At 54.6% G+C, this 19,990-nt stretch carries 13 protein-coding genes; 4 read left to right on the forward strand and 9 right to left on the reverse strand.

The window, feature by feature from the left end:
• Positions 1-10: 10 nt before the first annotated feature.
• Complete coding sequence (locus ABDW36_RS18440; RefSeq protein WP_343703403.1) at positions 11-1,780, forward strand: von Willebrand factor type A domain-containing protein; 1,770 nt, start codon at positions 11-13, stop codon at positions 1,778-1,780.
• Here the strand turns inward: ABDW36_RS18440 and ABDW36_RS18445 are convergent.
• The 4 genes from ABDW36_RS18445 to ABDW36_RS18460 all read right to left on the reverse strand — a co-directional run bounded on the left by ABDW36_RS18445 (position 1,773) and on the right by ABDW36_RS18460 (position 6,011).
• The gene (locus ABDW36_RS18445) at positions 1,773-3,158 is read right to left on the reverse strand and encodes a sodium:solute symporter family protein (protein WP_343703404.1); all 1,386 of its coding nucleotides are present in this window, start codon (positions 3,156-3,158) and stop codon (positions 1,773-1,775) included. The two genes, ABDW36_RS18440 and ABDW36_RS18445, sit on opposite strands and share 8 nt — an antisense overlap.
• A gap of 29 nt (positions 3,159-3,187) precedes the next feature.
• The gene (locus ABDW36_RS18450) at positions 3,188-4,132 is read right to left on the reverse strand and encodes a class I SAM-dependent methyltransferase (protein WP_343703405.1); all 945 of its coding nucleotides are present in this window, start codon (positions 4,130-4,132) and stop codon (positions 3,188-3,190) included.
• An 83-nt stretch (positions 4,133-4,215) separates the two neighbouring features.
• Positions 4,216-5,376, reverse strand: coding sequence for a molecular chaperone DnaJ (dnaJ, locus tag ABDW36_RS18455; protein ID WP_343703406.1), 1,161 nt, complete (start codon positions 5,374-5,376; stop codon positions 4,216-4,218).
• A gap of 65 nt (positions 5,377-5,441) precedes the next feature.
• Positions 5,442-6,011, reverse strand: coding sequence for a nucleotide exchange factor GrpE (locus tag ABDW36_RS18460; RefSeq protein ID WP_343703407.1), 570 nt, complete (start codon positions 6,009-6,011; stop codon positions 5,442-5,444).
• A gap of 116 nt (positions 6,012-6,127) precedes the next feature.
• On the opposite strand from ABDW36_RS18460, the gene ABDW36_RS18465 reads away from it, so the two are divergent.
• The gene (locus ABDW36_RS18465) at positions 6,128-7,300 is read left to right on the forward strand and encodes a class I SAM-dependent rRNA methyltransferase (RefSeq protein ID WP_343703408.1); all 1,173 of its coding nucleotides are present in this window, start codon (positions 6,128-6,130) and stop codon (positions 7,298-7,300) included.
• A 276-nt stretch (positions 7,301-7,576) separates the two neighbouring features.
• Here the strand turns inward: ABDW36_RS18465 and ABDW36_RS18470 are convergent, their stop codons facing one another.
• The 4 genes from ABDW36_RS18470 to ABDW36_RS18485 form a co-directional block, all read right to left on the reverse strand.
• Positions 7,577-7,927 (reverse strand): T9SS type A sorting domain-containing protein, encoded by a 351-nt coding sequence (locus ABDW36_RS18470; protein WP_343703572.1) that lies wholly within the window; start codon positions 7,925-7,927, stop codon positions 7,577-7,579.
• Between the two features lie 142 nt (positions 7,928-8,069).
• Entirely contained in the window at positions 8,070-9,092 is a 1,023-nt protein-coding gene (locus ABDW36_RS18475; RefSeq protein ID WP_343703409.1) for a PorP/SprF family type IX secretion system membrane protein, read from the reverse strand.
• Positions 9,093-9,110: 18 nt separating this feature from the next.
• On the reverse strand, positions 9,111-11,951 hold the full coding sequence (locus ABDW36_RS18480; RefSeq protein WP_343703410.1) for a PKD domain-containing protein: 2,841 nt from the start codon (positions 11,949-11,951) through the stop codon (positions 9,111-9,113).
• Between the two features lie 57 nt (positions 11,952-12,008).
• Entirely contained in the window at positions 12,009-16,856 is a 4,848-nt protein-coding gene (locus ABDW36_RS18485; protein WP_343703411.1) for a PKD domain-containing protein, read from the reverse strand.
• Positions 16,857-17,053: 197 nt separating this feature from the next.
• Here ABDW36_RS18485 and ABDW36_RS18490 point away from each other — a divergent pair, with 197 nt between their 5' ends.
• Positions 17,054-17,656: a methyltransferase domain-containing protein gene (locus ABDW36_RS18490; RefSeq protein ID WP_343703412.1), complete on the forward strand. Its 603-nt coding sequence runs from the start codon at positions 17,054-17,056 to the stop codon at positions 17,654-17,656.
• Positions 17,657-17,693: 37 nt separating this feature from the next.
• Positions 17,694-18,374 carry a rhodanese-like domain-containing protein gene (locus tag ABDW36_RS18495; protein WP_343703413.1) on the forward strand — a complete coding sequence of 227 codons (681 nt, stop codon included), beginning with the start codon at positions 17,694-17,696 and terminating at the stop codon, positions 18,372-18,374.
• Between the two features lie 68 nt (positions 18,375-18,442).
• On the opposite strand, the gene ABDW36_RS18500 is transcribed toward ABDW36_RS18495, so the two are convergent.
• Positions 18,443-19,954 carry a carboxypeptidase M32 gene (locus ABDW36_RS18500; RefSeq protein ID WP_343703414.1) on the reverse strand — a complete coding sequence of 504 codons (1,512 nt, stop codon included), beginning with the start codon at positions 19,952-19,954 and terminating at the stop codon, positions 18,443-18,445.
• Between the last annotated feature and the right edge of the window lie 36 nt (positions 19,955-19,990).

Raw genomic sequence — 19,990 nt, forward strand, 5'->3', positions numbered from 1 at the left:
ATAAATCACGATGCATAAGGTCTTCATGCTGCTCATTTGCATAGGATGGGCCATGATGGCAGGGGCACAACAGAGAGGCTGGGTTACCGGCGCCGTGCAGGACAGTGTAACCCGTCAGCCCATTAAGGGCGTAAAGATCAGTATCCCGGGAGATACGGTGTACGTCAAGACTAATCAGTATGGCCTGTTTCGTATAGATCTGCCCGTTGGCAGCACTCACCTGGTTTTTGAGCACCCCGGTTACAGCAGAAAAACGATTGCCCTCAACCATCATGACCGTATGCTTATAGAGCTGGCTCCCACGGGAGAAACGGTACAAAAAAATGATATTGCCAGTGCCAAGGCAAAGGCAAGAATGGCGCACAGCACCAATCCCAATTACGGCAATGTGGGCATGGGCACCGGCATTGCCTCCTTTTTTGATGAGACCTACGGCAAAATTTATGAGAACAAGTTTGTAGACAGCAAAAAGAGCAGCACCTCTTCCTTTGCTATGGACGTAGACCGGGCGGCCTACAGCAACATGCGCCGTTTTATAAAGCTGAAGGAACCTATACCGGTAGATGCCGTACGCATTGAAGAGCTGGTGAACTACTTTCACTACAGTTATCCCCTCCCGCATAACGACAGCGTGTTTGCCATTTACTCCCACTATACGGAATGCCCGTGGAACCCTGAGCACAACCTGCTGCAGATTGCCGTGCGGGCCAAACAGGTGGATATAGACAGCCTGCCCGCCAGCAACCTGGTGTTCCTCATAGATATTTCCGGCTCCATGGGCACGCCCAACAAACTGCCGCTGCTGCAGGCCGCCTTCAGGGTGCTGGTAAACAACCTGCGCCCGAAAGACAGGGTGTCTATTGTAGCCTATGCCGGCGCGCCGGGTATTGTATTGCCCTGCACCATGGGCAGCCAGAAACAGAAAATACTCAACGCCATAGATTACCTCAGCGCCGGCGGCGCCACCGCGGGAGAAGCCGCCATCAACATGGCCTACCAGCTGGCGGAAGAAAACTTCATCCCTGAAGGCAACAACCGCGTAATAATGGCCACTGACGGAGATTTTAACGTGGGCCAAACCAGTGACCAGGATATGGAAGACCTCATTCTCCGCAAAAGGGAAAGCGGCGTGCTGCTCACCTGCCTGGGCTTTGGCATGAAAGACTATAAAGACTCAAAGCTGGAAACACTGGCGGCCAAAGGCAACGGCAATTTTGCTTACATAGATGACCTGGAGGAGGCCAACAAGGTGTTTGCCCGGGAGTTTGGCAGCACGCTTTTCACCATAGCCAAAGACGTGCGGGCGCAGGTAGACTTCAACCCGGCCAGGGTCAGCTCTTACCGCCTCATAGGGTATGAGAACAAAGTATTGAAAGAAGACAACAGTAACGGAGACCATATAGAAGGCGGCATTGTAGGCTCGGGCAACTGTGTGGTAGCCCTGTACGAAGTAGTGCCCGCCACGCCAGACCCGGAAACCGCGCTGGCAGATGTGAAGATCTGGTACCGCAGCCCGCCGGACACTGCTATCCACTTCCAGCAAAAAGCCATACAGGGCCGGCAGCAAAGTTTCAAAGCCGCTCCTGACGATTGCCGTTTTGCCGCCTCTGTGGCCTTATTCGGCCTGCTGCTGCGCAAGTCTTCCTACAAGGGAACAGGCAGCATAGGCATGGTAACAGATATGGCTAAACGCTCTATGGGGAAAGATGCTGGCGGTTACCGCGCCGAGTTCCTGAAGCTGATCAAACTGGTGAAAAAGAACAATAGCTGGCTCAAATAACCTGCTGCGTCTTGGGCCGTACCAGGAAGGCGCCCAGCAGCATACCGCCAATACTGCTCAGCAGCCCCACAAAAAGGGAAGGCGTTTCGGTCCCTTGCCATTCCGCCACCGCATAACCCGCTGTTCCCAATAGGATAGACAGGATGGCCCCGGCCTCATTGGAGCGTTTCCAGTACAGCCCCGCCGTAAGCGGCACAAATAGCGATACCAGGCTGAGCACGGAAGAGGAGGCTACCAGCTCATAAATATCCTGGCTGCCCAGCGCCATCACCATAGAAATGGCCGATACCGCTACTACAGACAGCCTGATCACCAGCAGGAATTTTTTATCTGAAATATCTTTGAAAAAGGGGCGCACAATGTTTTCGCCCAGCACGGTGGCGGGGGCCAGTATGGCGCCGCTGGTGGTGCTCATCACGGCGGAGAGCAGCGCTCCAAAGAAAAGGATCTGGATGAACAGGTTGCCGTGCTGCAGCACCATATTGGGCAGGATCTTCTCTGTATCGCCCGCTGCCAGCTCAGGGTACAGTTGCTGCGCGCACAGTACGATCAGCAGCGGCAGGCAGCCAATTACAAGGTACATGAGCGCGCCCAGGTAAGAGGAATGCTGCGCTACCCTTTCGCTTTTGCTGCTCATGAGCCGTTGAAATACATCCTGCTGGGGAATGGAGCCCAGGCCAATGGTAAACCAGGCGGCCAGGTAATGCAGCCAGTTATTCCAGCCGCTTTCAGGAAAGAAACGGAAAGTGCCGGCCGGGGCGTTGGCAATTACCGTGGTCAGTCCGCCGGCCTTATCTACCACTATATAAGTGATGATCAGTATGCCGATGATGATCATGATGGTCTGTATAAAATCTGTTACAGACACAGACCACATGCCGCCCATATACGTGTAGCCCATTACAATAATGCCGCTGGCTACCATGGCCACGGTGGTATCTATGCCCATCACCGTGTTCACTACAATGCCCATGGCCACTATCTGCGCGGCTATCCAGCCAAAATAGGAGGGTATCATCAGCAGCGCCGATATCAGTTCGGCCTTTTTACCGAAGCGCACTTTGAAGAAATCGCAGAAGGTGAGCAGGTTGCTGCGGTACAGCTTGCGGGCATAGAAGAGGCCTACCAGCAGCAAACACAGGGAGGCGCCAAAAGGGTCTTCCATTACGCCTGTGAGCCCGTGTTGGGCAAACTCGCTGGTGGCGCCCAGCATGGTCTCGGAGCCAAACCAGGTAGCAAAGATCACGCAGGTACTGATGCCCAACGGCAGGCTGCGGCCCGCCACCACAAAGTCATTGGCGGTTTTGACCTTCAGGGCGGCCCAGCGCCCCACCAGGATGGTGAGCAGTAAATAGAGGATAACGAATGCTGCCAGCATGGGCGAAAAATAGGAAAATCCCGGATTATTTATTTGATCATCCTGAAACAATGCCTCAACAGCTTGCCCTGGAAATCGAACGGTTCTGTTTGTTTGGCGATGTTCTTCACAGTGCTGGCGGTAATGGCGGCCTCATCCAGCTCAAACTTGCGCAGGTTGTTGCTGAAATACAGCACGCCGCCGGGCTTCATGGCCAGCATCACCTTGTTGATGATGTCTGCATGGTCCCGCTGAATGTCAAGAAAGTCTTTCATGCGTTTGCTGTTGGAGAAAGTGGGAGGGTCAAGCACTACCAGGTCATAGGTATTCAGCTTCAGCTCATCGAGGTATTGCAGTACGTCTGCATGCACGTACTGGTGTTTGGCGGGGTCAAACAGGTTATTGAGCCGCATATTGTCTTCCGCCCATTGCAGGTAGGTTTTGGACAGGTCTACAGACGTGACGGAAGCCGCCCCTCCCGCCGCCGCATATACGGAGAAGGAGCCGGTATAACAGAAGAGGTTCAGCACCTTTTTGTCCCGCGCTTCTTCCCGCACCATTTGCCGCGTAATGCGGTGGTCAAGGAACAGGCCGCTGTCAAGGTAATCAGACAGGTTCACTTTGAACCGCAGGCCGCCTTCCTGCACTACAAATTCTTCCTTGCTGAAATCCAGCTTTTCATACTGGCCCTGGCGGCTCTGCTTGCGCTGGCGGGTGCGCAGGTAAAGACGGCTTTCCGGTACCTCCAGCACTTTGGCGGTAACGGCCAGGCTTTGCTGCAGCCACTCGTCATACGCCTCATCGTCCATGCCATGCTGGCTGCGGTATTCGGCTACATAAACATGGTCTTCGTACAGCTCTATGATCAGCGGAAATTCAGGCAGGTCACGGTCGTATATCCTGAAACAGGTAATACCCTGGCGCCTGGCGGTTTTGCTCAGGTGCCGGTACACTTTGGACAGGCGGTTTTCGAACATCTGGAATTTGTCTGACATGGCTGCAAAGATGGGGAAATAGGCGGGCATAAAAAAACTGCTCCATGGGTATGAAGCAGTCTGCAATATTTTTGGTGGCCGTCTCAGCTGAAAATATCCTTCACCTTTTCAAAGAAGCCTTTATCGCTCTTTTCAGGGTTGGGTTTAAAGTTGCCGGACTCCTGCAGTTTTTCCAGCAGGTTCCTTTCTTCGGAGGTGAGCGTTTGCGGCGTCCACACGTTTACGTGTATCAGCTGGTCTCCTTTTTCATAGCTGTTCACAGAGGGAAAGCCCTTGCCTTTGAGGCGGAATATTTTGCCGCTCTGCGTACCGGCCGGCACTTTTATTTTTGCCTTGCCGTCTATGGTGGGCACTTCCAGGCTTACGCCGAAAGCGGCGTCAGGGAAGGAAATGTGCAGGTCATAGGCCACGTTCAGGCCGTCACGCTGCAGCTCCGGATGCGGTTCTTCTTCTATCAGTATGAGCAAATCCCCGGGAGCGCCGCCTCTTTCGCCGGCGTTGCCTTTGCCGCTCATGCTGAGCTGCATGCCTTCCATTACGCCCGCCGGAATGTCTATAGATACTGTTTCTTCCCCGTACTGCCGGCCTTCTCCCTTGCAGGAGGTACATTTGTTGGTGATGATCTGGCCTTCTCCGTTACAGGTAGGGCAGGTGGTCACCGTCTGCATTTGGCCCAGGAAGGTTTGCGTTACCTTGCGCACCTGGCCGGAGCCCTGGCAGGTGGTACAGGTCTGGAAAGCATTTTTGTCTTTTGCTCCCAGGCCGTTACAGGTAGTACAGGTAACGTGTTTTTTTACCTTGATCTTTTTATTGGCGCCTTTGGCTATCTCTTCATAGTTCAGCTTGATTTTCACCCGCAGGTTGCTGCCGCGCGTGCCCCTGCCTCTGCGGGCCCCGCCGCCACCACCGCGGCCGCCGCCGAAGAAGCTGCCGAAAATGTCTTCCCCGAAAATGTCCCCGAAGTTGGAGAAAATATCGTCCATGTTCATATGGCCGCTGCCGCCAAACCCGCGGTTACCCATGCCGGCATGGCCAAAGCGGTCATATTGTGCGCGTTTGTCGGGGTCGCTCAGTACTTCATAGGCTTCGGCGGCTTCCTTGAATTTTTCCTCCGCCTCCTTGTTGCCGGGGTTACGGTCAGGGTGGTATTGCATGGCCACCTTCCGGTACGCCTTCTTGATCTCGTCCTGTGAGGATGATTTGCTCACACCCAGTATTTCGTAAAAATCTCGTTTGGTGGACATCTTTTACACTTGAATAGCCCACTCCAACGGAGCGGGCCGGTTATCACATATTTATAGTGCCATGGTTATTTTCCCACCACAACGCGGGCATGGCGAATAATCTTGTCGTTCAGGTAGTAGCCTTTTTGCAGCTCATCCACCACTTTACCTTGCAAATCTTCCGTAGGTGCGGGAATTTCCGTAATGGCCTCATGGAGGTCGGCATCAAACTCCTGATGAAGGCTTTCCATGGGTTTCAGCCCTTTGCTGTACAAAATATTGCGTAATTTATTGAAAACAAGCAACACGCCGTCTTTCACCGCTTCGTTGCCTTCCGTTTTCTCCAATTGCTGGGTAGCCCTGTCCGCATCGTCCAGCACTTCCAGCAGGGCGGTTACCACTTCCCGGTTGGCCGTGCCGATCAGTTCGATACGTTCACGGGCATTTCTTTTCTTATAATTATCGAAGTCAGCATTCAGCAGCAGGTACTTTTTCTTCAGTTCCTCCAGTTCTGCCTGTGCTTTCTCCAGTGCACCCTCATCCTGCACGGCGTCATTCAAATGGGTGGAGCCGCTCTGGTTCTCATCGGAATTAATGTCAATCTCGTTGGGGTCGGGCTGCCCATTTGCCTGCATTTCTTTGTCTTTTTCTGTCATGATGGTATAATTATCTTCAAAAGTACAACTGGCAATTATTTTGCCAATAGGGGCGGAGGGGACAATTTGGCAGGGGCCGTGCGGAATTCCTGCGCCGTCATTTATCTTTGCGGGGCATGACAAAGGTTTTTCTCAAGAAAAAGATACAAAACAGGGTACTGCTGGGGCATCCCTGGATATTCGGCAATGAAGTAGGCCAGGTGGAAGGGGAGGTAACCCCGGGGGATATTGTGGACGTTTTCACGCACAACGGCGTGTTTGTGGGAAGAGGGTACATTAACCCCCAGTCACAAATACTGGTACGGCTGCTCACCCGCAACCGGCAGGAGCAGATCAACGACGGTTTTTTCCTGCACCGGCTGCAAAAAGCCTGGGATTACCGTAAAAAGATCGGCTATGTGGAAAACTGCCGCCTGGTTTTTGGTGAGGCAGACGAGCTGCCGGCCCTTATTATCGACAAATTCAATGATTACCTGGTGATACAGACGCTGGCGCTGGGCATGGATAAGTGGAAACCGGCCATCGTAGCGGCGCTGCAGCAGATTTTCAAACCCAAGGGCATTTATGAGCGGAATGACGTGCCGGTCCGCGAGCTGGAAGGCCTGCCGCAACAGAAGGGTTTTTTAAGCGCCCCGTTTGACACCAATATCATCCTGAACGAGAACGGGCTCAAGTTCCATGTAGATATTGAAAACGGCCAGAAAACGGGGTATTTCCTGGACCAGCAGGACAACCGCCGGGCCATTCAGCATATTGTAAAAGGCGCGGATGTGCTGGAGGCCTTCTGCTATACCGGCACTTTCTCCTGCCACGCCGGCTACTACGGCGCCAAAAGCGTGCTGGGGCTGGATATTTCGGAGCATGCCGTGGCCACGGCCCGCCGCAACGCGGAGCTGAACAACCTGCAGGACGTTTGCCATTTCCAGGCCGTTAACGCCTTTGACCAGCTGAAGCAGTGGACAAAGGAAGAACGGAAGTTTGACGTGGTGATACTGGACCCGCCGGCCTTTACCAAAAGCCGGGAAAACATCCAGAAGGCTATTACAGGGTACAAGGAGATCAATCTCCGGGGCATGAAACTGCTGAAGCCCGGCGGTTTCCTTGTTACCGCCAGCTGCACCAACCTGGTAAACCCCTCTATGTTCCTGGAAATCATAGATATGGCGGCCAAAGACGCCCGCAAAAAGCTGCGACAGGTCACCTTCATGACGCAGGCGCAAGACCACCCCATACTCTGGAACATCGAGAACACCACTTACCTGAAGTTCCTGATAGTGGAGGTGCAGTAATCAGGATTAGTTTTGAGCATTGTAAACCAATATCAGTATTTTCTGACTAAAGGTGTAAACCTATATCAGGACAAGACCCACCTAGATCGACGTAGATCAGAGGCAGACTATATGCAGACTGTACCAAGGCTATATATAGGTTGGATGTAGTTTCTACCTAGGTTAGATGTAGTTCCTACCTGGATTACCCCCTTGTGACCGCGTTTTATCCTAAAGCATAAAAAAAGGGTATCTCCGATCCGGAAATACCCTTTTCTATATAGCTTGAAGCAGTTTTTATTTTACAACATTAAATTTTCCCGATTCCACCAGGGTTCCGTTCACTTCCCTCAGCTGGAAAATATACAGGCCACTGTAGTAATTTTCCAGGTTCAGTTCCTTTTTCACGCTCACGTTCTTGAGGTGGTCTACTTTTTTTCCCAGGAAGTTGAAAACAATAATCTCGTATATCTTGTCGTTATTACGCTGAATTTCGAAATAAATCTTTGTGGAGGCGGGGTTCGGATAGGCTTTCACGATCTTGACAACACTCTCCTGCTCGGTAGAAGTAGGTTTGCTTTGAGACCATGCCGGCAGGGCGAAGGTACAGAGCAGTAAAAATAAAATGAGAGTAGAGTTTTTGAACATAGTATTCAAAGATAATAATTTTTTTAAATATTACTCAAATCTTTCCTGATTTAGTTCCTTGTAAATATAACAAACCACGCGCCAAAAAGTAAATCCCGGAAAGGCTTTTTTTCAAAATTTTAACGCTTTTTAACTATCCCGTTCAGAATGAGGGGCATGTTACGCTGTTAAGCGTGGTGTTCCGGCTGTTCAGGAAGTTCTTGAAAACCATGGAAACTTCAAACCCGCCCATGTTCTGACTGGCAGTCCGCAGTTTTGACATATTCACATCATAGCTCACGCCAATTTCGTATGCTCCCATGTCCAGCCGCACCACCGGCACAAGCGCATCGTTCCAGCGGTAAAAAACGCCTCCGTACACGCCCCGGTCAGATTCCAGGCCCTGGTCCATCAGCCCGTAGCCTACCAGCCCGCCGCCAATAAACTCTGTATACGCGCCCTGGTGCATCTGGTTGTAATGCGCCACTATCTTCACCCGTTCAGATACGGGAATGGTAATGCCCAGGTTGAAGCTTATCTTGGGGTCCAGCGTCACCTTGTCGTCACCATAGAACGAAACAGAGGGCCGGTTGAAGTGATAGTAGGCCGCGCCCAGAAAGTAGTTTGTGGCTTCACCGATCACCCCGTTGTAGCTGATGCCCGCGCCTACATCCCAGTAGCGGTACCCTATCCTGGCCAGGCGCCCTTCTTCCCCGGTGGGGGCAAAAGGGTCAAACCGCCCGCCTGTATACTGGTTGTTGAAGGTGAGGTGGGTAGGGTCAAACTGGCGCTGTACCATGCCGCCCATGAACCCTACAGACAGGAAGCTGTTTTTATCTTCGCTGAGAGATTTGTGGTAGTTGACGGCCGGCAGTATCTGAACAGACTGCAGGGCGGAGGTGCCCGCCTTGTCATAAGACAGCTGCAGCCCTGCGGTGATGTGGTCATTATAGTTCCCGATGGGAAATTTCATTTCCCCGCTCATAGTGCCCGTCTGGTAAGGAACGGTCACGCTGTTCCACTGGTTGCGGTATACTGCCTGCAGCCGCACGTCGCCCTTGAAGATCCCTATCAGCGCGGGATTACGCAATATGGGCGTTTCCGCGAACTGCGAGAGATGTATGTCCTGCGCCCCGGCCTGCAGCCCCATTGCCAGCAGTATGGCGCTTTTCCACAGCCTTTTCATGCTTGTGCGTTTTTTTTGTTATCGTAATAAAGTCACATTCCCTTTCAGCTGAAAGCGCTCGCCGGTGTCGCAGATGGCGTCAAATAGCCATACATACACGCCGGTGCCCGCTTCGCGGCCGTTCACGGCCCCGTTCCATCCCTGGCTGATATCGTCTATATTAAAGTTCTCCCGGCGGAACACTTCCTGCCCCAGCCGGTTGAAAATGCGTAAGGAAACTACCTGCCGCACGCCCTTGCCGCGGGGGTAAAAAATGTCGTTCTCGCCATCTCCGTTGGGGGAGAAGCCGCCGGGCAGAAATATCTGCCCCTGGTCACACACTAGTGTTACGTTCATCACATCAGATGCCTTGCAGCCCGCAGTGTTGGTCACTTCCAGCGCATAGTCCATAGACTGCCGCGGCGCTGCCACTGTTTCCAGGCAGGAGGGGCAATCCAGGTAGGTGTTGGGCTTCCACTCCGCATTCACTACATCCGCGCTGTAGGCGCCTTTAAGATACAGCAGGCTGCCCGCGGCAATCACCTGGTCTGGCCCTGCATTCACAGTGGGCACAGGTTTCACGGTGATGTTGACTTGCGCGGAGGCGGAGGGGCAGGCGGGATCGTTGCCTGCTGTTACCGTGTAGGTAGTATTGTCTGTGGGCGCTACCACGTGCCTGGATGTGCCGGCGCCGCTTGTGCCGGCGGGCGTCCAGGCATAGAACGCGGCGCCGTCTGCCCGCAGCTGCGCGCTCATGCCGCGGCAAATGGCAGTGTCAGGGCTTACAGCAAGCGTTACGGCCGGCACTACCTTGAGCGCCACCGTGTCACTGGCCGTGCAGCCGTTGGCGGTAATGGCCGTGGCAATATAGGCTGTGTCTTTCAGCGGTGTTGCTGCGGGGCTGGGGCAGTTGCCGCAACCCAGCTGGTAAGCCGGCTGCCATTGCAGCGGGGCGTTGCTGATGCCTTGCAGGGTTACGCTATTGCCTTCGCAAAGTTTGGCCTGCGGTGTTAAGGCATGTACAATGGGGCTGGCGTGTACGGGCGTTTGCAGGGTAATAGAGTCCATGCAGTTGCGCGCGTCCTTCACTACCAGCTTCACCGGGTATTGCCCGCTGGCCTTGAACTGTACGGGCGGCGGGGTTTCCGCGGAAGAGGTGGCGCCATTGCCGAAATCCCACTGCCAGTTGGTAAGCGGAATATTGGGAGAAGGGCTGGAAGCATCCTCAAACTTCACTGGCTGCCCTTCGCAGGCGCTGGTGGCCAGCGTAAAGTACGCTGCGGGGGCAATCACGCTGAGGTGCTGCTGCTTCACCACGGTGTCATTACAATAAGCCGGATCTTTATAAAAGATCACCAGCATGTCGGTGAAAACACCGGCTGAGGGCATCGTTTTTCGTATGTCCACCTCCGTTGTATTGAGCACGCTGCCGTCTCCGAAGCGCCAGCTGTAAGTATCTACCAGGGTATGCGGCACATGCACCACACCGTAAGGCACTTCGCTGTTGCGGCATACGGTGCCCACGCCGGTGTGGAAGTCTGCGTTGAACACCTGCACGGTTTTGAAAACTGTGCTCATACAGGACTGCGCCGCATTGCGGGCTACCAGGCGTACGTTGTAGGTGCCCGGCTGGGTGAATACATGCGTAGGGTGCATGCTGTTATCTATTGGTGTATTGTCGTCAAAATACCACTCATAAGTATCTCCCGGCGCTCCCGCGGACGTGTTGGTAAAGGTGTAGGCATTTTTATTGTCGCAACGGCGGATGAAGCTGAAATCTGCCACGGGCCCGCTGCTGGCCAGCGTTACAGGCGTGGCGGCGGTATAACACCCGTTGGAGCCGGCGCTCATTTGCACAGTAACGTTGCCGGTTGTACGAAAGGTGTGGTTCACATCGTTCTCGGGCCCTTCATAGGTTTGCCCGTCCCCAAAGTTCCATCGGTAGCGGGTGGCGTTGGTAGCGGATGCCAGCAGGCGGGTGCTGGTGCCTGCGCAGTCATCGGGCCGGGTAGCGGTAAAGCTGACCTGCTGCGGCGCTGTGCCGGCGCGTACCAGTTGCGGAAAGTTCTTCAGCGCGGTGCAGCCCTGCTGTGTGGTAACAGACAGGCTGACGTTGTAGGTGCCCGTGTTGCTGTAGGTATGCTGTATAGAGGGCACGGCGGCGCTGCCGCTTTGCCCGTCACCAAATATCCAGTTATAGGCCGTTACGGGGTCATTGTTGACGGTGGTAACCTGTGCTGTAAGCCCCGCCTGGAAAGGTGCACAGCCCTCCAGGGCACTGCCGCTCACGGTAATCTGCGGAGCGGCAATGGCAATAAAATCTTTTTTGACCACCGTGTTCGTACACCCGTTGGCGTTGGTAACGGTGAGCTTTACATCGAAAGTATCCGTGCGGCTGTACTGGTGCGTAACGGTGGCCTGGCTGGTGGTAACGGGCGCGGAGCCGTCGCCAAAATCCCAGGTGCGCTGCTGCCCGCCGGGCGTAAGGTCTGTGAAAGAGGCCGTATAGGGGCCGCAGGCTATCTGCCGGTCTGCCGAAAAATCTGCCGCCGGCGCGCCGTATATCGTAAAACTTTGCGTGGCGCTGCTGGTACCGCTGCTGTAATATGCCGTCAGCGTTACAGACACCGGGCCGGGATTGGTGAACGTGATCACCGGCCGCTGTTCCCTGGAAGTACGGCCGTTCCCGAAATCCCATACTACGCTCAGGGGAGTGCCTGTACTGGTTTGCTGAAAGGTGAAGGTGGCCGGCCCGCAAAGGGTTACCGGCGCCGCGGTATAGGTAAATGCCGCCTGCTGGGCCTTCAGGGCCCCCGGTGACATGGCCATGCACCATATCAGCCATCTTCGGTAAAACTGGTTTTTCTTGGCAGGTGTCATCTTTTCACAGGATATGGATAGTTATGAATTATACAAATTTATAATATTATTTGGATATTAGCGTAAAAGCGTCACATTTCCCTTGAGCAGCAATGGTTCATTGGTGTCGCAGGTAAGCTCCGCAAAATAGATGTACACGTCCGGCGGCAGCAGCTTGCCGTTGAAGCGGCCGTCCCATCCGCAGGAAACATCGTCCGTATTACAATTCACCCGCTCAAACATCAGCTGTCCCCAGCGGTTAAAGATCTTGAATGATTTGATGGCGCTGATACCCCCGCCCCGTACGTAAAACACATCGTTCTGCCCGTCTCCGTTAGGGCTGAAGCTGTTGGGTATAAAGGCCGTACTGCCGGGGCATACCAGCTTGACAGGCAGCAGCGCTATGGTTTGGCAGCCGTAGCTGTTGGTGGCCGTGATGTTGTAAGTAACGTCACCTTTGGGCGTTACTACCGGGGCAGGACAGTCTGCGCAGGATATCCACTGGTTGGGATACCAGCTCCATTGTGTAACATCAGCGCCGCCTTGCACATGCAGCGGCACCGAAGTGCCTGCGGCCACTTCTATGGGTGTGGCGCGTATATCGGGACTGGGGTTGACGGTGAGCAAAACACTGGCCGTGTCGGTAAAACAATTGTCTCTGCCGTAACCCACCACCCGGTATTGTGTAGTGGTAGCCGGAGACGCCAGCGGACTGGCCACGTCTGCCCGGCTGAGCCCCGTGGCGGGCAGCCACCTGTAGGAAACGGCGCCGCTGGCGTGCAGCTGTGTGGGCCTGCCGCTGCACATCACCGCGTCTGCCGCGCGTACGGTGAAGGGCTGGGAAACGGTAACCCTGGCAGCATCCTGCCTGATGCAGCCAAACTGGTTGATGGCCTGCACGCGGTAAACCGTATCACGCTCCGGACTTACGGTTGGATTGGCGGCGCTTGCGTTGGAAATGTTATAGTCTGTCCAGCTCACCTGCGCATTCCCTGCGTTGGACTGTAACTGCAATGACTGACCCAGGCAGATGTTGGTCAGCCGCGGGCTTACATTCAGCGAAGGCAGCGGGTTTACGCTGATGTTGGCGGTGGCGGTATTGGGACATTTGTTGTTTTCATTCGTGATCACCAGCTGTACCACATGCAGGCCGGCGCTGCTGAAAGCCAGCCTGGGCGCAATATGCGGCCCGTTGTAAGGCTGCCCGTCTACCACCCATTGCCAGTGCGTGCCCGGCAGGTTTTTGTTCTCGCGGCCGGAGAGGCGGATGGAATCTCCCTCACATACCGGCCCTACGGGATTGATGACCGCCTCCGGCAAAGCCTCTACAGTAACGGTGCCTGTGGCTGCGTCTGTACACCCGTACGCAGTGGTCACTTCCACCCGCGCGGTATATGTGCCTACGCCCTGGTAGAGGAATGATGGGTTTTGCTGGTTGCTCACATCATCTGTACGGCTGGCATACCCGAAATCCCACCGGAAGGTATGCGGCTGGCCCAGGCGGTCTTTGGAAAGGCCGGTGCTCAGGTCTGTAAAGAATACTTCCCCGGCATCGCAGGCGCGGCTGTCATCTACCGAAAAGGCGGCATTAACGCCATCTACAATAATGTTGGGGCCGGAGCTTTGCGCAGGCACCTGGCAACCTTTCGCATCTTCCAGTATCACTCTCGGCGTATAAACGCCCTGGGCGCCGTAGGTATATTGAACGGTATTGGTAGCGGTGGTTTGCACGGTGCCGTTATCAAAGTCCCAGATATATTTCACCGCGTTGGGAGAGCTGGCGGTAAATGTAGCGCCCAGCGGCAGGCAGCCGCTTTCCGGCGTCCAGTTGCTGGTGCCGGTAGGGCCGTCTATCTTCACGGACTTTGATACGCTGCTCATGCAATCCCCTTCTGAATATACCTGCAGGCTGATGGTGTAAGTACCCGGTATATTGTATACGTGGGAGGGAGATTCCACGCTGGAGCGGCTGCCATCACCAAAATCCCATACGGAGCGCACAAAATCCGTGCTCTGGTTGGTGGTTTGCACCAGCACGGGCGGGCACTCGGCCAGGTTGGAAGGCACGCTGAACCTGGCTTGCGGGTCAGGCACGTGAATGTATGCGTCTTTCACCATGGTGGCGGTACAACCGGGACCGCCGGTTACAGTAAGCGCTACCGTGTAACGGCCCGGCTGGCTGTATGGCTTGAGCGGATGCGCTTCCGTGCTGGTGGTATTGTCTCCGAAGTTCCAGGCGTATTGCAGGTTGGCGCCGGTGGAGAGGTTGCTGAACAGCATCTCCTGGTCCAGGCAGGCAATGGGGCCGGCAGAGCGGAAATCTGCCGTAACACCGGTAACAGGCACCGGTTTGGTAACGGTAGTTTCGCAACCTGCGTTGTCTGTTACATGCAATTGCACATTATAGGTGCCTATGTTGGCAAAGGCATGTTTGTGGCTCAGCGGCTGAACAGTGACGGCTTCTACAGGCGTGCCGTCCCCGAAGTTCCAGCTCCAGCCTGTAATGGTGTTGCCATGGGTGGAGGTGGAAGCATCTGTGAACGTGATCTCGTCGTTACGGCAATTGCGGCCGCTGAAAGAGAAGTCTGCCATAGCGCCGTTTACCTGTACAGTAACGGGGGCGGAGGTGTTAACGCAACCGTTCAGGTCCGTTATCTCCAGCGTAATCTGGTACGTGCCCGGTTGTGTATAGGTTTTATTGATGGCATCTCCGGGGTTGGGGGAATAGGAGTTATCACCCCAGTTCCAGTACCAGTTGCGGATGTTGGCCTCATTCAGGGCATCACGGGTCACAACTACCGGCGTACCGGCGCAAATGGCGGCTTTGTCTGTGTACACAACAGGTTTCTCGTCTATGATCAGCACTTGTCTCTCGAAGTTAGACTCGCAGCTTTCATTGTTGACGGTAAGCCGAACGGTATACAGGCCGGGCGCGGCGTATACATGCACGGGGTGCTGCTCAGTGGAAGTGGCGCCATCCCCGAAGCTCCACTGCCAGTGTTCCGGCCCCGGCACCGGGCCAAAGTTGGACACGTCCCGGAAAGTGACCGTGTACCGGTCTGCACAGCTTTGCGTAAAGCCGAAGTTGGCTACCGGCGGCTTCAGGGTAATGAAATCCGTTTTGGTGAGCGAGCGGCGGCAGCCGTAATTGTTGACCATCAGCGTTACGCTGTGCTGGCCAATATTCCTGAATTCCCGCTGAGGGTTTTCCTGGGTGGAAGTAGCGCCGTCTTCATGAAACGTCCATAACCACTCCGTACCGCGCGGCTGGCTGAGATTTTCGAAGCGTACCAGCTCATTGGCGCAGGGCGTTTTCGGGTTGGCGTCAAAATCTACCACCGGAATTTCACCGGCGGAAACGATAGACTGGCGTACAATGCGGCAGCCGCCGGCAAGCTCCGCGGTTAAATTTATGATGAACTGGCCTTGCGTAGTGTAGGTATGTGTGGGCTGGGCTTCGGTAGACGTGGTGCCGTCACCAAAATCCCAATGCCAGGAAGTAATAGTGCCTACGGAGCGCAGGGAAGCGCTGAAGGAAACATCCAGCGGCAGGCAGCCTTCCTGGGCAGAACGGTTTATTTGCAGGCTGGGCTCCGGTACCTGTATGTATTGCGGCTTGCTAACCACGGCGGCGCAGCCTTGTGCGTTTGTGACGCGCAGAGTAACCGCGTAGTTGCCGAACTGCTGATAGGTATGTGAAGGAGATTCTGCCGCAGAAGTGGTGCCATCCCCGAACGTCCACTGCCAGGCAGTGGCGCCCTGGGATTCTGAGCTGAACTGCGTGCTGAAAGGAACGCTGCAGCTGGTGAGCGGCGAAGCGCTAAACTCCGCTACGGGCGGCTGGTGTACGGTAACGGTTTTTGTAACGGTTTCCATACAGCCGGGCAGTCCGGTATACAAGGTGACCTCGTAATCTCCCGGTGCAGAGAACATGTACACGGCGTTGGTGGCAGAAGAAGTACTGCCATCCGGCAGTGTCCAGGTGGAGTGTTGCGGCCGCGGCATGGTGGTGTTTTCCAGCGTAACCAGGGAGCCTGCGCAGGCCGGGCCCAGTACATTGAAATCCGCCTTTGTTTTTTCAATAACGATGTATGATTGTTTGGTAACCACTGCTTCACAGCCTTCTGCCGTGCGGGCCACCAGCGTTACGGTGTAGCGCCCTTCCTGTGTGTATTCATGGGAAGGGTTCTGTTCTGCAGATGTATTGGCCGCGCCGGAGGCAGGGTCTCCAAAATCCCATGTATAAGTAAGCCCTGCCGGGCCGCTGCTGTAAAAAGTGACGGGCAGCGGCGTGGAGCAACTGCTGGTGGTATTGGCGGTAAAGTCTATCTGCGGTGTTTCTCCCACCGTGATGAGCCGTGTTTTGGTAAGGCCCTTTGAGCAGCCGAAGCTGTTGGTCACAATAGTGGAAATGGAAAAGGAACCACCGATGTTGTAAGTGTGTACGGGGCTGGCCTCCTGTGAGGTGAGGCCGTCCCCAAAGTCCCACACCACACTGCTGATGGTGCCTGAACCGGGGGCAGACTGGTCTGTGAACTGCACCTGCAGCGGGGTGCAGCCGGTGGTGGCAGACACGGCAAATTCCGGAACAGGGTTTTCATGTACGGTGATGGTGCGGCTGAAGGTTTTAGGCCCGCCGGGATAGGTGACCGTCAATGTAACGGTGTATGAGCCGGGGTCTAGAAAGAGCCTGTCTGCGTCACGCGTGGTGGTGCCGCTGCCGCCGTTGCCAAAGTCCCAGCTGTAGCTGAGCGCTCCGGCGTCTGAGCCGTTGGTGAATGAAACGGTGAGCGGCGCGCAGCCGGATTCCTTACTGGCGGTAAAAGTGACGTTTTGTGCAAATGCCGGGGCAATAGTGCCAAGCAGCACCAGCAGGAGCATTACAGGATATGCGCGCCAGTAGGAAACGCGAAGACGGTCAATCATGGATACCTGGATAAAATCGGCGGCGAACTTAATGTGTTCCGCCGGTAATACACAATAAAATTAATATTTAAAAAACAATTATCTGTCTGTATTAACATTATGTTTTCAAGCAGTTAGCTGATTTATTACTTATTTGCCGCTGATACCGGGGTCTAAACCCCTGTATTTCAAGTTGGTCAGTAAAATAGTCAAGTGGCATGCAGGCATTAGATAAAGCATATTGGAACGCCCGCTACGAGCGTGGCGAAACGGAATGGGACATGGGAACAGTATCTCCTCCTTTAAAGAACTATATAGACCAGTTGCCGAACAAAAATCTCCGCATTCTGATACCGGGGGGCGGCAACAGTTACGAGGCAAGGTACCTGTGGGACAATGGTTTTCATGACGTTACCGTGCTGGACATTTCATCCGTGGTAATAGACCGGCTGAAACGGGAGCACCAGCAAACCGGCATCAAGTTCGAGACCGGTGATTTTTTTGAGCACGAGGCGGAGTATGACCTCATTATAGAACAAACCTTTCTTTGCGCGCTGGACCCCAGCCTGCGGCAGGCCTACGCCCGGCATATGTATGACCTGCTCTGGGAAGAAGGCAGGCTGGTGGGTGTACTGTTCAACCGCGAGTTTGACCCGCCGGGCCCGCCGTTTGGCGGCGGCATCAAGGTGTACCGCCGCATGTTTGAGCCGTATTTCAGTTTCAAGACCTTTGCGCCTTGTCATAACTCACACCCCGCCCGCCAGGGAAAAGAGGTGTTTATCAACTTCCGGAAACTGGACCCGCTGGCGAGAAAGCGCTAAAAACCTATCTTTAGGGCCGGAACAAAGGATTATTCAGATGAACAGGATAGTAATGGCAGTTGCCTTGCTGCTGATGGCAGCAACGGCTGCGGCGCAGAACGCCGTAACACCGGAAGTGTTTGAAAAAGGCATGCAGCAACCGGGCATCCAGCTGCTGGATGTGCGCACGGCCAGGGAATTTGGCACCGGCCACCTGAAAGACGCCCTGCAGGCGGATTTCACAAAAAAAGACGAGTTTGTTGAACGTGTCAGATACCTTGATAAATCAAAGCCCGTGTACGTGTATTGCCTGAGCGGCGGGCGCAGTGCCGCAGCGGCCAAATGGATGCGGGAAAACGGGTATACGCAGGTAGTGGAGATGACCGGCGGCGTAATGGCCTGGAAAAATGCCGGTAAAAAACTCACCGGCGCTGCCGCAGCGGGCCCCCAAATGGCTGTTGCAGACTTTCGGCAGGCGGTTAAAACAAACAAATGGATACTGGTAGATGTAGGCGCGGCCTGGTGCCCGCCCTGCCGTACCATGGAGCCTGTGGTGAAGCAGTTCCAGGCAGAGAAAAAAGTGAAAGTGCTGAATGTAGACGGCGGAAAAGATACAGACGTGATGAAGAGCATACAGGCCGCCACGCTGCCAACGTTTGTGCTGTATAAAGACGGTAAGGAGGTGTGGCGCAAAGAAGGCGTGGCTACGCTGGAAGAAATGAAAGCGGCAGTGAAATAGAAAAACTATCTGAACAAAAAAAGATCGCTCATCCGGGCGATCTTTTTTTATGTTCAAAATGCGGTTATCTACAGCTCGTAAATACCCCCGAACTTTTGCTGTGCATAAGCCAGGAAGTATTTGAAGGACAGTTTTTCGCCCGTTACCTTTTCACATAATTCATTGGACGTATAAAAACGCCCGTACCGGTGAATGTTATTGCGCAGCCACTCCAGCAGCGTATTGTAGGAGCCGGCGGCAATGGCGTTCTCCAGGCCCGGCACCTGCTGCACGGCGGCGTTGTAGAGCTGCGCGGCGTAAAAGCTGCCAAGGGAGTAGGTGGGGAAATAACCGAAGCTGCCGTGAGACCAGTGAATGTCTTGCAGCACGCCCCGCAGGTCGTCCGGCACTTTTACCTGCAGGTAATCCAGGTAATACTGGTTCCATACGTCACGCAGGTCTTTGGTTTGCAGGCTGCCGTCCAGCAATCCTTTCTCTATTTCGTAACGGATCATGACGTGAAAGTGATAGGTCAGCTCATCGGCTTCCGTGCGGATGAGGGAGGGCTGCACCAGGTTGATGGCCTTATAGAAATTCTGCAAAGGCACTGCCAGCAGGTTACTGCGGAAAATGCCCTGGAGGTTGCCATAGTGGTGCTGCCAGAAAATGAGGCTGCGGCCAACATTGTTTTCCCACAGCCTGGATTGGGATTCATGAATGCCCAGGCTGGCTGCTTCACCGCAGGGCAGGCCGTATTCTTCCGCCGGCAGCCCCTGCTCGTAGAGCGCATGCCCGCCTTCATGAATGCAGCTCCAGGTCATATTGCCCAGGTCTTGCTCATCTATGCGCGTGGTCACCCTGACGTCCTGCGGGTTGAAGCTGGTGGTGAAGGGGTGCTCGGACACGTCTTGCCGGCCGGCATTGAAATCGTACCCCATGGAGCGGAGTATGCCCAGGCCAAATTCCCATTGCTGGTCTTTGGCGTAGTGGCGGTTCAGGAACCTTCGGTCAGGCACGTCCCGCAGGGCTATCTGCTGCAGCAGTGGCAGCAGGGAGTTTTTAACGTCCCGGAAAATAGTGTCCAGCATCTGCACGTCGGCCCCTTTTTCATATTCGTTCAGCAAGGCATCGTAAGGGTGGCCGGTGTAGCCCAGTATGTCCGCTTCCTGCTTTTTCAGTTGCACCATGCGGGCCAGCAGCGGTTCAAAAACGGCAAAGCTGTTTTCCTTGCGTGCCTTGATCCAGGCGTGGTAGGCGGCGTTGGTGGCGGAAGACAGTTCCGCAACAAAGGCAGCAGGGTATTTGCGGTTCTTTTCGTAATCTTCAAGGGAGAGCGCGGCGTTTTTCTTTTGTATGGCGCTCAGGTCTGTGCGGTTGTTCAGCTCTTTCAGCAGGGCGCCCAGCGCCTCATCTGCAAACAATTCGTGGGCAATGGTGCTGAGGGTGGTCAGCTGGCGGCCCCTGAAGGCGGCGCCGGCGGGAGGCAGGTAGGTTTCCTGGTCCCAGCCCAATACAGACATGGCATTCCGTACATCCGCTATTTTTTGCATCTTTTCAACATAATCCTGGTAAAGGTCGGCCGAAGTTTTTTGTACTGTCATTAAAACCGTTTTATTTTACAAATCTAAGGAACGCAC

The organism is Chitinophaga sp., assembly GCF_039596455.1.
GTDB lineage: Bacteria > Bacteroidota > Bacteroidia > Chitinophagales > Chitinophagaceae > Chitinophaga.

What these genes read in the sequence shown, in the direction of transcription:
- ABDW36_RS18440 (WP_343703403.1), top strand. Translation starts at nt 11, where the DNA reads ATGCATAAGGTCTTCATGCTGCTCATTTGCATAGGATGGGCCATGATG.
- ABDW36_RS18445 (WP_343703404.1), bottom strand. Translation starts at nt 3,158, where the DNA reads ATGCTGGCAGCATTCGTTATCCTCTATTTACTGCTCACCATCCTGGTG.
- ABDW36_RS18450 (WP_343703405.1), bottom strand. Translation starts at nt 4,132, where the DNA reads ATGTCAGACAAATTCCAGATGTTCGAAAACCGCCTGTCCAAAGTGTAC.
- dnaJ (WP_343703406.1), bottom strand. Translation starts at nt 5,376, where the DNA reads ATGTCCACCAAACGAGATTTTTACGAAATACTGGGTGTGAGCAAATCA.
- ABDW36_RS18460 (WP_343703407.1), bottom strand. Translation starts at nt 6,011, where the DNA reads ATGACAGAAAAAGACAAAGAAATGCAGGCAAATGGGCAGCCCGACCCC.
- ABDW36_RS18465 (WP_343703408.1), top strand. Translation starts at nt 6,128, where the DNA reads ATGACAAAGGTTTTTCTCAAGAAAAAGATACAAAACAGGGTACTGCTG.
- ABDW36_RS18470 (WP_343703572.1), bottom strand. Translation starts at nt 7,927, where the DNA reads ATGTTCAAAAACTCTACTCTCATTTTATTTTTACTGCTCTGTACCTTC.
- ABDW36_RS18475 (WP_343703409.1), bottom strand. Translation starts at nt 9,092, where the DNA reads ATGAAAAGGCTGTGGAAAAGCGCCATACTGCTGGCAATGGGGCTGCAG.
- ABDW36_RS18480 (WP_343703410.1), bottom strand. Translation starts at nt 11,951, where the DNA reads ATGACACCTGCCAAGAAAAACCAGTTTTACCGAAGATGGCTGATATGG.
- ABDW36_RS18485 (WP_343703411.1), bottom strand. Translation starts at nt 16,856, where the DNA reads ATGATTGACCGTCTTCGCGTTTCCTACTGGCGCGCATATCCTGTAATG.
- ABDW36_RS18490 (WP_343703412.1), top strand. Translation starts at nt 17,054, where the DNA reads ATGCAGGCATTAGATAAAGCATATTGGAACGCCCGCTACGAGCGTGGC.
- ABDW36_RS18495 (WP_343703413.1), top strand. Translation starts at nt 17,694, where the DNA reads ATGAACAGGATAGTAATGGCAGTTGCCTTGCTGCTGATGGCAGCAACG.
- ABDW36_RS18500 (WP_343703414.1), bottom strand. Translation starts at nt 19,954, where the DNA reads ATGACAGTACAAAAAACTTCGGCCGACCTTTACCAGGATTATGTTGAA.